General features: G+C 68.2%; 8 protein-coding genes and 1 pseudogene. 2 read left to right on the top strand and 7 right to left on the bottom strand.

The window, feature by feature from the left end:
- Positions 1-53: 53 nt before the first annotated feature.
- The 3 genes from MQC88_RS04875 to MQC88_RS04885 all read right to left on the bottom strand — a co-directional run bounded on the left by MQC88_RS04875 (position 54) and on the right by MQC88_RS04885 (position 6646).
- Positions 54-2231, bottom strand: a complete 2178-nt coding sequence (locus MQC88_RS04875; protein ID WP_243319541.1) for a S46 family peptidase — start codon at positions 2229-2231, stop codon at positions 54-56.
- Positions 2224-4404, bottom strand: coding sequence for a S46 family peptidase (locus tag MQC88_RS04880; protein WP_243319544.1), 2181 nt, complete (start codon positions 4402-4404; stop codon positions 2224-2226). The genes MQC88_RS04875 and MQC88_RS04880 overlap by 8 nt, the downstream gene beginning before the upstream one ends.
- Before the next feature lie 151 nt (positions 4405-4555).
- The gene (locus MQC88_RS04885; RefSeq protein ID WP_243320290.1) at positions 4556-6646 is read right to left on the bottom strand and encodes a S46 family peptidase; all 2091 of its coding nucleotides are present in this window, start codon (positions 6644-6646) and stop codon (positions 4556-4558) included.
- Between the two features lie 241 nt (positions 6647-6887).
- Between MQC88_RS04885 and tdh the strand changes: the two genes are divergently transcribed.
- Both tdh and kbl read left to right on the top strand, forming a co-directional pair.
- Entirely contained in the window at positions 6888-7925 is a 1038-nt protein-coding gene (gene tdh / locus MQC88_RS04890; protein WP_243319546.1) for an L-threonine 3-dehydrogenase, read from the top strand.
- A gap of 184 nt (positions 7926-8109) precedes the next feature.
- Positions 8110-9303: a glycine C-acetyltransferase gene (gene kbl / locus MQC88_RS04895; RefSeq protein WP_243319548.1), complete on the top strand. Its 1194-nt coding sequence runs from the start codon at positions 8110-8112 to the stop codon at positions 9301-9303.
- A 6-nt stretch (positions 9304-9309) separates the two neighbouring features.
- Here the strand turns inward: kbl and MQC88_RS04900 are convergent, their stop codons facing one another.
- The 4 genes and pseudogenes from MQC88_RS04900 to MQC88_RS04915 form a co-directional block, all read right to left on the bottom strand.
- Positions 9310-10056 carry a pseudouridine synthase gene (locus MQC88_RS04900; RefSeq protein ID WP_243319550.1) on the bottom strand — a complete coding sequence of 249 codons (747 nt, stop codon included), beginning with the start codon at positions 10054-10056 and terminating at the stop codon, positions 9310-9312.
- A gap of 254 nt (positions 10057-10310) precedes the next feature.
- A pseudogene (locus tag MQC88_RS04905) lies at positions 10311-10802 on the bottom strand (hypothetical protein); the annotation flags it as partial.
- 242 nt (positions 10803-11044) lie between these two features.
- Positions 11045-12169, bottom strand: coding sequence for an OmpA family protein (locus MQC88_RS04910; protein ID WP_243319552.1), 1125 nt, complete (start codon positions 12167-12169; stop codon positions 11045-11047).
- A gap of 162 nt (positions 12170-12331) precedes the next feature.
- Positions 12332-13783 carry a bifunctional 2-methylcitrate dehydratase/aconitate hydratase gene (locus MQC88_RS04915; protein ID WP_243319554.1) on the bottom strand — a complete coding sequence of 484 codons (1452 nt, stop codon included), beginning with the start codon at positions 13781-13783 and terminating at the stop codon, positions 12332-12334.
- Between the last annotated feature and the right edge of the window lie 65 nt (positions 13784-13848).

A 13848-nucleotide genomic window follows, 5' to 3' on the forward strand; every position in this document is an offset into this window, starting at 1 on the left:
AAGCCGGCCGCATCGCTGCGGCCGGCGTTCGCTTCTTTTCCGGACTACGACATCTACTCCGCCGGCAGGTTCATCTCCCGCAACAGGTTCGGCGCCGGGTAGACCTTGGCCAGCAGCCAGCGCAGGTAGCGGGCGTCGACGTGGATCGCACGCTTGTAGCGCGGGTCGTACATCCAGCTGGCGCTGACCGCTTCCCAGTTGCTGTCGAAGTTGAGGCCGATCAGCCGCCCCTTCGCGTCCAGCACCGGCGAACCGGAGTTGCCGCCGGTGGTATCCAGGTTGGTCATGAAGTCGACCGTCTGCGTCTTCAGCACCGGGTCGGCGGTGCTGCCGAAATCGCCCTTCGCAATCGCCTCGCGCAGCGGCTGCGGCGCGTCGAACGGCGCCTGGCCGGTGTGCTTCTGCATGATCCCGGCCACCGTGGTCAGCGGGGTGTAGTGCACGCCGTCGCGCGGATCCAGCGAGCTGACCTTGCCGTAGCTCACGCGCAGGGTCGAGTTTGCGTCCGGGTACAAGGGCTTGCCGTTGGCCGCGCTGTAACCGGCCCAGCCGCGCATGTACGGCGGACGCAGGCGCAGCAGTTCGCCGGCACGCTGCTTGTCGACTTCTTCCTCGCGCAGCACCGCGGGCATCAGTTTCGCCGCCACCTGCATCAGCGCGTCGTCGCTGGCCAGCACCGCGGCCGGCTCGGCTGCGAGCAGGCCCAGGCGCACGTCGGCATCGCCCAGCTTCGTCCCGGCGTAGATGCGGTCTAGCGCGGCGGTGGCCGCGGCGGCATCGTTGCCGAACACGGCGTCGAGTTCGGCAATGCGCTGGTCGGCCGGCAGTGCGCGATAGCGGCGCAGCAGCTCGGCCATGATCGCCTTCTCGACCCCGGCGTCGTAGCGGCGCTGGACCTGCTTGAGCCCGGCTTCGATCCGCACTTCGTCGCGCTGCTGGTAGCCGTTCTCGCGCTGGGCATCGGGCTTGCCGCGTTCCATCGCCAGGCGCTGCAGCCGGTAGGCGCTGCCCAGCAGCTGGGTCTGGGAACGCATCAGCCCGAACAGCGTGTCGCGGTCGCTGGTGGCATGCGACGCGGCCACCAGCGCCTGCGCGGCCTTGACGTCGGCCAGCGCGGCCTTTGCACCGGGTTGCCTGCCGAACCAGGCCAGCATCGCGGCTTCGTCGGCGGCGCGCTTGTCGACCGCATCACTGCGGCGCAGGCCGTCGAGCTCGCCCTGCGCACGCTTGAGCCCGTTCTCAAGGGAAGCCATCTGCGCGGCGTACAGCACCTGCGCTTCGGCATCGCCGTCGACGGCTTTTTCGATCGTCTCGACCAGCGCGCCATAGATGTCCACGCGCGATGGCAGCGTGTCCTGCACCTGCTCGGCGAATTCCAGCGCCATGCGGTGCCGGTAGGTGGTGCCCGGATAGCCGGCGAGCATGGCGAAATCGCCTTCCGCGACCGGATCGGTGGACACCGCCAGGTACGCCGGCGGCTGGTACGGCACGTTGTCGGCCGAGAAGGCGGCGGGCTTGCCGTCCTTGCCGACGTAGGCGCGGTAGAAGGCGAAATCGCCGCTGTGCCGCGGCCACATGAAGTTGTCGATCTCGTCGCCGTAGTTGCCGATCGCCTCCGGCGGCGCGTACACAAGCCGGATGTCCTGCAGCTCCAGTTGCTTGACCAGGTAGAAATCGGTGCCGTAGTACATGTTGGCGACGCTGCAGCGATGGCCGGCGTCCTGTTCGCACTCGGCGACCGCGGCCTTGCTGGCCGCGTCCACCGCATCGTAGTAGGCACGCCCGGTCTTGCCGCGGGCATCGGCGAGGATGCGGTCGGTGATTCGGTCGAAGGCAGTGGTGACGTACACCCGCGCCGCCGGCCCTGCCGACACTTCCTGCGCCCGGGTGGCGGCATTGAACCCGTTGGCGATCAGGTTGTCCTGCGGGGTGGAATTGAGCTGGATCGCGCCCATCGCGCAATGGTGGTTGGTCACCACCAGGCCCTGGGGGGAGACGAAGCTCGCGGTGCAGCCGCCCAGGGACACCACCGCGCTCATCGGCGGCCGGGTGAGGTCGGCCAGGCTCGCCGGGTCGCCCTGGAAACCAGCCTGTTTGAGTTGCGCGGCGATGCCCGGCAACTGCGACGGCATCCACATGCCCTCGTCGGCCTGCGCCGGGAAGCCGCTGCCGGCGGCGGCCGCGAGCACGGCCACGCCAAGGGCTTTCGACAACGTCTTCTGCTCAGTCATGCGACAACCCCATTTCCTCGAGCAGGCGCTCGGCGTGGTCGACTTCGTCCATCACCCAGCGCATGTAGCGGGCGTCGACGTGGATCGAGCGGGTCAGCGCGGGATTGAAGATCCAGTCGGCGCTGAGGCTCTCGTAGTTGCCGTCGAACAGCAGCCCGACGAGTTCTCCCTTCGCGTTGAGCGTCGGCGATCCGGAGTTGCCCCCGGTGGTGTCGACGTCGCTGAGGAAATTGACCGGCACGTCGTCCAGCCCGGCCATCCGGTACTGCTTGCCCTTGCCCTGCGCGATCGCGTCGAGCTCGGCCCTGGGCGAAATGAACGGCTCCTCGCCGGTGGTCTTGGCGACGATCCCCGCCAGCGTGGTGAAAGGCTTCATCTCGACGCCGTCGCGCGGCGAGTAGCCGCGCACCGTGCCGAAGGTGATGCGCAGCGAACTGTTGGCGTCCGGATACACCGGCTTGCCCTGCGACTGGTTGAAATCGATCATCGCCTGCATGTACCGCGGGCGCAGCGCGGAGATGCGGCCGGCGCGGGCCTTGTCTTCCTGCTCGAAGCGCAACAGCGCCGGCATCACCTTGACCGCGAACTGCAGCGCCGGGTCGCTCGAAGCCTCGATCGCGGCCTGGTCGGCCTTGAGCCACTGCAGCCGCTCATCGACGTTGCCGAGCCGCGAACCCGCATACAGGGCGTCGAGCTTCGCATCCAGCCCCGCGATCGCCTTGTCGCCGGCGTCGATGCCGAGCCAGGCGTCCAGTTCCGGCACGCGCTGGCCGGCGGGTACCTGCGCAACGTAGCGCTGCAGGCGCAATGCCATCAGCGCCTTGTCGACGCGCGGGTCGTAGCGCTTGTCGAGCGCGCGCAGGCCGCCCTCGATCCGCGGCGCGTCGCGGTCCTGGTAACCGGATTCGCGCTCGGCGTCGGGCTTGGCCCGTTCGATCGCATTGCGGTACAGGCGCACCGCGGTGCCCGTCAGGCCGCCGCCGACCGCGCTGCCGAACCACTGGTCGCGCTCGCGGGTCTGGTTGTCGGCCGCCAGCTCCTGCTCCAGCGCAGCCAGCGCGCGGGTCTGCGCGGCACCCTCCGCCCCACGCTTGCCCAGCCAGGCCTTCAACGCGGCTTCCTGCGCGCGCTTCATGCCCACCGGGTCCTGCATCTTGGCGAAGCCGTCGAGCTGGCCCTGGTAGAGCTTGAGGGCGTTGTTGATGCCGGCCACGGTCGAGGCGTACTTGAGTTCGGCGGCCTTGTCGCCGGCGGTGGTGCGCTCGATGGTGGCGAGGTAATCCTTGAAGTACCGCACCAGGGTCGGATAGCGCCACTGGATCGCGTCCTGGACTTCATCGGCGAGGCGATAGCGGCTGGTGGACCCCGGGTAGCCGGTGACCATCACGTAGTCCCCGGCGTGGAGCGGTTCCTGCGATACGGTCAGCCAGCTCTTGGGCTGGTACGGCACGTTGTCCTTCGAATACGCGGCCGGCTTGCCGTCCTTGCCGACATAGGCGCGCAGGAAGCTCCAGTCGCCGGTGTGGCGCGGCCATTCGAAGTTGTCGACGTCGCCACCGAACTTGCCGATCGCTTCCGGCGGCGCGTACACCAGGCGCACGTCCTTGATCTCCAGCTGGCGGATCAGCGAGAACTGCAGGCCGCCGTTGAAGTTGTAGACATTGCAGCGCAGGCCGCCGGGCTGTTCGCATTCGGCGACCAGCGCCTTGCTGCGCGCGTCGATCGCGTCGAAGCGGGCCTTGCCGTCCATGCCGGCGTCCAGGCCTGCGTTGATCCTGGCGGTGACGTCGCTGATGTCCTGGGTGACATAGACGCGGGCGTTGGGGTCGGACGGCAACTCGTCCGCGAAGTCCTTCGCCACGAAGCCGTTGGCGAGCAGGTCGCGCTCGGGCGTGGAGTTGTACTGGATCGCGCCGTAGCCGCAGTGGTGGTTGGTCACCACCAGGCCCTGCGGCGAAACGAAACTCGCCGTGCAGCCGCCGAGGCTGATCACCGCGTCCAGCGGCTTGCCGGCGAGGTTGGACAGCGCCGCCGGATCCATCTGCAGCCCGCGCGCCTTCAGCTGCGCGGCCAGTTGCGGCATCTGGCTGGGCTGCCACATGCCTTCGTCGGCATGGGCGGCGGTGGCGGACACGGTCGCGACGACGACCGCGGCCAGGAGACGGATACGCATGGCGATTCCCCGGGGGACTGGATCAGGACGGGAACCTTAGCCACCGCGGGTTCCACGGGCAAATGCCGGAGTTCCCATTGACTTCCGCGCGGCGGGCCGCACGCGCGCGAACGCCGGCCGTTTCCGGCCGGCGTCGGCATCGGGCGTGCGCTCAGTCGAGCGCGGGCACGCCCAGTTCCTCCAGTACCTGCGGCGCCGGGATCACCTCCTGCATGATCCAGCGCATGTAGCGCGCATCCAGCGAGATCATGCGGGTCATTTCCGGGTCGAACACCCAGTTGGAGACCACCGCTTCCCAGTTCATGTCGAACGCCAGCCCGACCAGTTCGCCGCGCGCATCCATCACCGGCGAACCGGAATTGCCGCCGGTGATGTCCAGGTCGGAGAGGAAGTTCACCGGCACCGTGCCCAGCGCCTTGCTGGCCAGGCCGCCATAACGCTGCGCCGCGATGGCGTCGAGCAGCGGCTTGGGCGCATCGAACGGCTCCTTGCCGGTGGCCTTCGCCGCGACCTGCTCCAGGGTGGTGAACGCTGGCTGCCGGCTGCCGTCGAGCTTGGTGTAGCCCTGCACGTTGCCGAAGGTGATCCGCAGCGAGGAGTTGGCGTCCGGATACACCGATTCCCCCTGGCTGGCCTTGTAGTCGGCCACCGCCTGCAGGTACAGCGGCCGCGCCAGCAAGGCATCGCCCTGGCGCGCCTTGTCCTGCGCCTCCATCGCGAGGATGGTCGGCGTCACCGCGACGGCGAACTGGACCGCCGGGTCGGTGCTGGCCTCGAAGGCGGCAGGGTCGGCCTTGAGCAGTGCCAGCCGCGTATCCAGGTCGCCGAGGCCGGTCCTGGCCAGCTTGTCGAGCGCAGCCTGGATCGCGGCCTCGTCGTTGCCGCCGAGCCAGGCGTCGAGGGCGGCGACATGCTGGTCGGCCGGAAGCTTCACGTACTGCCGCAGCCAGTATTCCTGCAGCTGCCGATCCATGGCTGGCACGTAGCGCTTGTCCATCTGCCGCATCGCGCCTTCGAACCCGGGCAGGTCCCGCGCCTGGTACCCCGGTTCGCGCTGCGCGTCCGGCTTCCGGCCTTCGAGCGCCAACCGGTACAGGCCGGTGGCCGCGCCGATCACGCCGGTGCGGCGCAGCTGGCCGAATACCAGGTCGCGCTCGCGGGTGGCGCTTTCGGCCTTGTCCAGCGCCAGCAGCCGGTCGTGCGCGGCGAGCGCGGCCTTGCCGCCCTCGCCCTGCGCACGCAGCCAGGCCAGCACCTTCGCTTCCTCTTCGTGCTTGGTCCTGCTGGCGTCGATGCGCTGGAAACCGGTGAGTTGGCCGTCGTAGTTCTTGAGCACGTTCTGCCAGCCCTTGACGGTGCTGGCGTACTTGACCTTGATGTCCTCGTCCCGGGCACCAGCGGCCTCGACCAGCGCGGTCATCTGCTCGTAGTGGCGCTTGATGGCCGGATAGGTCCACTGCGCGGTTTCGTCAAACTCGTCGGCCAGCGCATAGCGCGCGGTATAGCCCGGGTAGCCGGCGACCATGACGAAGTCGCCGATCTCCAGCGGCTGGCTCGCCATCTTCAGCCAGTGCCGCGGCTGGAACGGCACGTTGTCCTGCGCGTACGGCGAGGGCTTGCCGTCCTTGCCGACGTAGGCGCGGATGAAGGAAAAATCGCCGGTATGCCGCGGCCACATCCAGTTGTCGATCTCGCCGCCGTAGTTGCCGATGCTGCGTGGCGGCGAATACACCAGGCGCACGTCCTTGATCTCGAGGTTCTTGAACAGGCGGTAGGTGTTGCCGCCGGAAAAGCTGTAGAAGCGGCAGCGGTAGCCGGCGTCGGCTTCGCAGCCGGCGACCAGTTGCTTCTCGATCGCTTCCAGCGCGGCGGTGCGTCCGGCGGCGTCGGCCGCGGCGGCGATCGCCGCCTGCACCTGGCCGGTGACGTCCTGGATCGAATCGAGCACGTAGATGCGCGCGTTGGGCCCGGCGGACAATTCGTCGGCGCGGGTCGCGGCGTTGAAGCCGGTTTCGATCAGGTTCTCCTGCGGCGTGGAATTGAGCTGCAGGCCGCCGTAGGCGCAGTGGTGGTTGGTCACCACCAGGCCTTGCGGCGAGACGAAGCTGGCCGTGCAGCCGCCCAGCGACACCACCGCGCCCATCGGGTCCCCGGTCAGGTCGGCCAGTTGCCGTGGCGGGAGTTCCAGCCCGGCCTTCTGCAGCGCGCCGGCGATCTGCGGCAGCTGTTGCGGCACCCACATGCCTTCGCCGGCAGCGGCGCTGCCGGTGGCGAGCACGAGCGCGGCGGCAAGAACGGTATGGCGCATGCGGCTTCTCCTGGTTGGCTTCGACGAAGTCTAGCGCGCGCGGCCGCACGGGCCGCCAGGCGCGGGCTGCGACGGCGGCGGCGCCCCATGGCCGGCATCCGCGGCGGCGTATAATTCAGGGCCCGATCGCCCCGCCCGCTCCTTCCGCGCGGTGGCCGCCAGAGCTGGAGATCCGATGTCGCAGACGATGAAGGCGCTGGTGAAGCGCGAACCCGGCAAGGGCATCTGGATGGAGGACGTGGCGGTGCCGGCGCCCGGCGCCAACGAAGTCCTGATCAAGCTGGAAAAAACCGCGATCTGCGGTACCGACCTGCACATCTACCTGTGGGACGAGTGGAGCCAGCGCACGATCAAGCCGGGGCTGGTGATCGGCCACGAATTCGTCGGCCGGATCGTCGAACTCGGGGCCAGCGTGACCGGCTACAAGGTCGGGCAACGCGTCTCGGCGGAAGGCCACATCGTCTGCGGCCACTGCCGCAACTGCCGCGGCGGCCGCCAGCACCTGTGCCCGAACACGGTCGGCATCGGCGTCAACCGCGACGGCGCTTTCGCCGAGTTCATCGCGATGCCCGCCAGCAACCTGTGGCCGATCCCGGACCAGGTCCCGTCGGAACTGGCCGCCTTCTTCGACCCTTACGGCAACGCCGCGCACTGCGCCCTGGAATTCGACGTGGTCGGCGAGGACGTGCTGATCACCGGCGCCGGCCCCATCGGCATCATCGCCGCCGGCATCTGCAAGCACATCGGCGCGCGCAACGTGGTCGTCACCGACGTCAACGACTACCGCCTCAAGCTGGCCGCCGACATGGGCGCCACCCGGGTGGTCAACGTCAGCAACTCTTCGCTCAAGGACGTGATGGGCGAGCTGCACATGGAAGGCTTCGACGTCGGCCTGGAGATGAGCGGCAACCCGCGCGCGTTCAACGACATGCTCGACTGCATGTACAACGGCGGCAAGATCGCCATGCTCGGGATCATGCCCAAGGGCGCGGGCGCGGACTGGGACAAGATCATCTTCAAGGGCCTGACCCTGCACGGGATCTACGGCCGGCGGATGTACGAGACTTGGTACAAGATGACCCAGCTGGTGCTGGGCGGCTTTCCGCTGGGCAAGGTGCTGACCCACCAGTTGCCGATCGACGAGTTCCAGCAAGGATTCGACCTGATGGAGACCGGCAAGGCCGGCAAGGTCGTGCTGAACTGGGTGAGCTGACGCGTTTGGCAGATGCCCTATCGGCATCTGCCGCGTCTGCGAACGCCCGGCCAAGGATGGCCGGGCCGGGCGATCCGAAGCCACTGCAGCTCCGCCATGGATGTCCGCGATACGACTGGCGGCTTCCGCGGCTTCCATCCACATCCGTCGCGGCTGAAGCCGCTCCTACAAGAAGCCGATCCCCATGTCCCTGACCACCCGCTACGCCGAAACCCTCGACGAGATCCGCGACGCCGGCCTGTTCAAGTCCGAGCGCGTGATCACTTCGCCGCAGTCGGCCGAGATCGTGCTCGAGGACGGGCGCACGGTGCTGAATTTCTGCGCCAACAACTATCTCGGGCTTGCCGACCACCCGGACGTGATCGGGGCCGCGAAGGAGGCGCTCGACACCCATGGCTTCGGCATGGCCTCGGTGCGCTTCATCTGCGGTACCCAGGACCTGCACAAGCAGCTGGAACAGACCATCTCCGCGTTCTTCGGCACCCAGGACACGATCCTCTACGCCGCCTGCTTCGACGCCAACGGCGGCCTGTTCGAGCCGCTGCTCGGCGAAAACGACGCCGTCATCTCCGATGCGCTCAACCATGCCTCGATCATCGACGGCGTGCGCCTGTGCAAGGCCAGGCGCTATCGCTACGCCAACTGCGACATGGCCGACCTGGAGAAGCAGCTGCAGCAGGCGCGCGCCGACGGTGCCGGGACGATCCTGATCACCAGCGATGGCGTGTTCTCGATGGACGGGTTCATCGCCCCGCTCGACGAGATCACCGCCCTGGCCCGGCAGTACGACGCCCTGGTGCATATCGACGAATGCCATGCGACCGGCTTCCTGGGCGCCACCGGGCGTGGCTCGGCGGAGGTCAAGGGGGTGATGGACCGGATCGATATCTTCACCGGCACGCTGGGCAAGGCGATGGGTGGCGCACTGGGCGGCTTCACCACCGCCAGGCGCGAAGTGGTCGAACTGCTGCGCCAACGCTCGCGCCCCTACCTGTTCTCCAACTCGCTGCCGCCGCACGTGGTGGCCGCCGGCATCAAGGCCTTCGGGATGCTGTCGTCCGCGGGCGACCTGCGCGATCGGCTCGCGGCCAATACCGCGTACTTCCGCGAGCGCATGACCGCTGCCGGCTTCGACATCAAGCCCGGCGTGCATCCGATCTGCCCGGTCATGCTGTACGACGCCCCGCTTGCGCAGGAATTCGCGCGGCGGCTGCTGGAGGAAGGCATCTACGCGATCGGCTTCTTCTTCCCGGTGGTGCCGCAGGGACAGGCGCGGATCCGCACCCAGATCTCGGCCGCGCATACGCGCGCGCACCTGGATCGCGCGATCGACGCCTTCGCCCGCATCGGACGCGAACTCGGGGTGCTGAAGGGGTAGCCCGCGTCACCGGCGCGACGGGCGCGCCAGCGACGCAATCTCCGGATCGGCCAACAGGCGCCAATGGCCCTTCGGCAGCGTGCCGAGCGCCAGCCCACCGATGGCGACGCGCAGCAGGCGCAGCACGCCGACGTCGAACGCCGCCAGCAAGCGCCTGATCTGCCGGTTGCGGCCTTCGTCCAGCACGATTTCCAGCCACGCGTTCCTGGTGCCAGCCCGTAGCAGCCGCACCGATTTCGCATGCAGGAGTTCGCCATCGTCGTCGAGGCCCGCGACCAGCGCGGCGAGCAGCCCGGCGTCGGGAATGGTGTCCACCTGCACGTGGTAGGTCTTGTCCGGGCCGCTGCCGGGATCGGTGACCCGTGCCGCCCATTGCGGATCGTTGCTGAACAACAACAGCCCTTCGCTGGCCTGGTCGAGGCGACCAACCGGGGAAATCCAGGGCAGCCCCGCTCCATCGAAGCAACGGTAGACCGTGTCGCGGCCGCGTTCGTCGCTTGCGCTGGTCACCAGCCCGCGCGGCTTGTTGAGCATCAGGCAAACGGGCGCGACCTGGGGCAGTGGCCGGCCATCGAGCCCGACATCGGCCCTCGCCGATGTCGGAAACTCGGGATCGCGCACGATCCGGCCCGCAACCGAGACCCGGCCGGCGACGATCCAGCGCGCCGCTTCGCTGCGCGAGCAGATGCCGCGCTTGGAGAGCACCCGAGCAAGGCCATGGCGGATGGTGGCGTCGCGGGGGCGTTGCGGCATGCCGACAGCTTGCCGTGAACCCGCGGCAGCGACAATGCACCTGGCAGTCATCGCACGGACGGCCGTCGGCCAGTCGCCATCGCGTGAACGGTGGCCGAGGTCTCCGCCGCCGACGCGACTCAGTGGGGCTTGGTCGCCGCCGGCGTTGCGGCTGGCGCGGTGGCATCCGCCGGTGCCGACGCGCCGCCAGCCGGCGCGGCCGCGGGTGCGGAAACGGGCTGCGAAAGCGTTCCCGGCGGCGAACCGGCCGGTGCCGCGACGGGCGCGGCGGTGCCCGGCATCGCCGGTTGCGCGTCCGTCGCGGGCGCGGCGGCCGGCGCCGCACCACGCGCCACGCGCACGCCGCGCGACTTCATCCATGCGCTGAACTCGTCCGCGGTCATGTTCTTGCCGTTCTGGCTCATGTTGAAGCGCCACGGCGTGTTGTCGAATTCGGTGCGCGGCTTGTACGCCGCCGGGTCGTCCGGACTGACCACGCTCGGCGCCGGCGTCGTGGTGGCGACGTTCTGGCAGCTTTCGATCCGGATCCGCAACAGCACCTGGTCCAGCGATTGCGATTCATCGAAGGCCTGCGACAGCACGCCGCCCGGTGCTCCCAGCTGGCTCGAGGCCATCGCGAGTTCGCTGGCAACAGGCGCGATCACGGTCGGCTGCAGCGGCTGCTGCACGCGCGTGGCCGCACAGTCCATCGCCTGCGCCAGGCCGGGCGCCATCAGGACCATCAGCAGGATCATCGTCGCGCGCATTTTCGTCACCGCTGGATTGCACCAAGTGGCTGCGAGTGTAGGTGGCGATGGCGCGTGCCACAACCTTGGCACGGCGGCGCACAGCGCACAGCGCATCGCCGGGTTCAGGCAACCGCATCCTGGCCGGACGCCCCGCCGCGCCCTTCCGGCACTTGCGTTCGCGCCACCCAGAAACACGAAGCCCGGCACGAGGCCGGGCTTCGGATGCTGCTTCTTCCTTGCGGAAGAATCGCTGGCGTCCCTTAGTTCTGGACGTTCAGCTCGGTGCGGCGGTTCTGCGCACGGCCTTCCGGATTGTCGGAACCATCCGGGTTGGTGTTCGGCGCGATCGGACGGCTCTCGCCGTAGCCGTTCGGGCCCACCAGGCGCGAGGCGTCGATGCCGTTGCTGGTCAGGTAGTCGTACACGGCGCGGGCGCGACGCTCGGACAGGCCCTGGTTGTAGGCGTCGGTACCGACGGAGTCGGTGTGGCCGGCAACCTCGACCTTCAGATCCGGATAACGCTTCAGGATCTCGATGGCCTCGTTCAGGATCGCAACCGCGTCCGGACGAAGCGTCGACTTGTCGAAGTCGAAGTTGACGCCCTTCAGGTCGATCGACACCGGCACCGGGCAGCCGTCCGGACCGATGGTCTGGCCAGCTTCCGAACCCGGGCACTTGTCGTCGCAGTTGTTGACGCCGTCGCCGTCGTCGTCCATGTCGGCGCAGTTCGGCGCAACCGGGGCCGGGGCAACCGGGGCCATCGGCTCCGGCCCGAGGGCCACGGTCATGCCGACCGAAGCCAGCAGGTCGGTGAAGTAGTCTTCCTGCTGATCGGCCGGGCGGAACTGCTCGCTGTCGAAGTCGACGCGGGTGCCCACTTCCGTGCGCAGGTCGACGCGGCCGAAATCGAACTGCAGGCCGGCGCCGAGGTTGAGCGCGGCGTTGTTGTCTTCATGCTGCGCGGGCCAGCCACCATCCGGCACGCCGTAGATCGGATCGCGAACGCCTTCTTCCTCGTGGCGCTGCCAACCCAGGCCCATGCGGAGGTACGGCCACCACTTGGAGTCGACGTTGCGGAAGTGGTAGCGGGCGTCGGCGGAAATGCCGTACTGGCTCCACCACAGGCCGTTACTGGGCAGGCCGAAATCGGTGTTCTTGTCCGGGTTCTGGTAGTTCAGTTCGACATCCACCGACCAGTTCGGGTTCAGGAACTTGCCCATGCCCAGGGTCACGAAAGGCGCGTCCTGGGTACCACGGTCGTTGTCCTGGAAGTTCACGCCAACCGAACCGGCGACGTACCAGCGGTCGTCGAAGTCCTGCGCGGAAGCGGCCTGTGCCACGCCCAGCCCAGCCAGCAGGGCGGCGCAGAGGAGTTTCTTATTCATCTTCAAGCTCCTTGATCAGATAAAGAAATGCGTAAAGCGTGGTTCGTATGAGACGGCCGTTCCGCACGCCATCCCGCTCAGATTAATGCCGGCCCCGTGAAGGCCTTGTTAACACTACCATAACAGTTGAAACCGCGCCAAGCGGGCTTGCCGGCGCGGATCTTACACCCGATACAGGTTCATGAACTGATCCACCGGCAGGGCGTCGAGCCTGGCCGGATCGGCCGCCAGGGCCATGATCCGGTCGACCTGCGTGGCCGGCAGGTGCGCCCGCAGGGCCGCCTCGCACTTGGCCATCAACACCGGGATGCCCTCCCCGCGGCGCTTGCGATGGCCGATCGGGAAATCGATCGAGACCCGGTCCGTGCTGCTGCCGTCCTTGAAGAACACCTGGACCGAGTTGCCGATGTAGCGCTTGTCCGGGTCGAAGTAGTCCTGGGTGAACCGGGGATTCTCGCTGACGGCCATCTTCGCGCGCAGGGCGTCGATGCGCGGGTCCGCGGCGACGTCGTCGTTGTAGTCGTTGGCCGTCAGTCGGCCGAAAATCAGCGGCACGGCGACCATGTACTGGATGCAGTGGTCGCGGTCGGCGTAATTGGCCAGCGGCCCGGTCTTGTCGATGATGCGGACGCCGGCTTCCTGGGTCTGGATCTCGATCCGCTCGATCTCGTCGAGCCGGTCCTTGACCAGCGGATGCAGCTGCATCGCGCATTCGACCGCCGTCTGGGCGTGGAATTCGGCCGGGAAACTGATCTTGAACAGGACGTTTTCCATCACGTAGCTGCCGAACGGGCGCTCGAACTCGAACGGCTTGCCACCGAAGGCGATGTCGTAGAACCCCCACGTGGGCGCGCTCAGCGCGCTCGGGTAGCCGACGACCTGTTTTTCCACCGCATTCAGGGCGTGGGTGACGGCCCGGCGGCAGGCATCGCCGGCGGCCCAGCTCTTGCGCGGCCCCGTGTTGGGCGCGTGCCGGTAGGTGCGCAGCACCCCGTTGTCGATCCAGCTGTGCGAGACCGCGGTCACGATCTCGTCCTTGCCGCCGCCGAGCATCGCGGTGGTGACGGCGGTCGACGCCAGGCGCACCAGGATCACGTGGTCCAGGCCGACCCGGTTGAAAGAGTTCTTCAGCGCGTAGCAGCCCTGGATCTCGTGCGCCTTGATCGCGGCGGTGAGCACGTCGCGGATCGTCAGCGGCTGGCCGCCATCGCGCAGCTCCTTGCGGCTGAGGTAATCGGCCACGGCCAGGATCGCACCGAGGTTGTCGGAGGGATGGCCCCACTCGGCCGCCAGCCAGGTGTCGTTGAAGTCCAGCCAACGGACCTGGGTGCCGATGTTGAAGGCGGCCTGCACCGGGTCGAGCTCGAAATTGGTGCCCGGCACGATGGCGCCGCCGGGCAGGATCGCGCCCGGGACGATCGGCCCGAGGTGCTTCACGCAGCCCTCGAACTTCATCGCCAGCATCGCGCAGGCCAGCGAATCCAGCAGCATGTAGCGCGCGGTGTCGTAGGCCTCGCGCGAGTCGATCGTGTAATCGACCACGTAGTCGGCGATGTCGACCATCGGCTGGTCGGGCTGCGGGCGGATCGCGGAACGGACGTCGAAATGGCTCATGGGTGCGGACTCATCCGGGCTTTGCGTCTGGGAGCCGGCTATTTTGCCGTGCCGCGGCACGCATG

The sequence above is a fragment of the Cognatiluteimonas sedimenti genome (assembly GCF_022808325.1).
In the GTDB taxonomy this organism is placed as follows: domain Bacteria; phylum Pseudomonadota; class Gammaproteobacteria; order Xanthomonadales; family Xanthomonadaceae; genus Cognatiluteimonas; species Cognatiluteimonas sedimenti.

Excerpts from the sequence above, each read along its gene's own strand:
- MQC88_RS04910 (WP_243319552.1), bottom strand. The coding sequence starts at position 12,169 with ATGAATAAGAAACTCCTCTGCGCCGCCCTGCTGGCTGGGCTGGGCGTG.
- MQC88_RS04875 (WP_243319541.1), bottom strand. The coding sequence starts at position 2,231 with ATGACTGAGCAGAAGACGTTGTCGAAAGCCCTTGGCGTGGCCGTGCTC.
- tdh (WP_243319546.1), top strand. The coding sequence starts at position 6,888 with ATGTCGCAGACGATGAAGGCGCTGGTGAAGCGCGAACCCGGCAAGGGC.
- MQC88_RS04900 (WP_243319550.1), bottom strand. The coding sequence starts at position 10,056 with ATGCCGCAACGCCCCCGCGACGCCACCATCCGCCATGGCCTTGCTCGG.
- MQC88_RS04880 (WP_243319544.1), bottom strand. The coding sequence starts at position 4,404 with ATGCGTATCCGTCTCCTGGCCGCGGTCGTCGTCGCGACCGTGTCCGCC.
- MQC88_RS04885 (WP_243320290.1), bottom strand. The coding sequence starts at position 6,646 with ATGTGGGTGCCGCAACAGCTGCCGCAGATCGCCGGCGCGCTGCAGAAG.
- kbl (WP_243319548.1), top strand. The coding sequence starts at position 8,110 with ATGTCCCTGACCACCCGCTACGCCGAAACCCTCGACGAGATCCGCGAC.
- MQC88_RS04915 (WP_243319554.1), bottom strand. The coding sequence starts at position 13,783 with ATGAGCCATTTCGACGTCCGTTCCGCGATCCGCCCGCAGCCCGACCAG.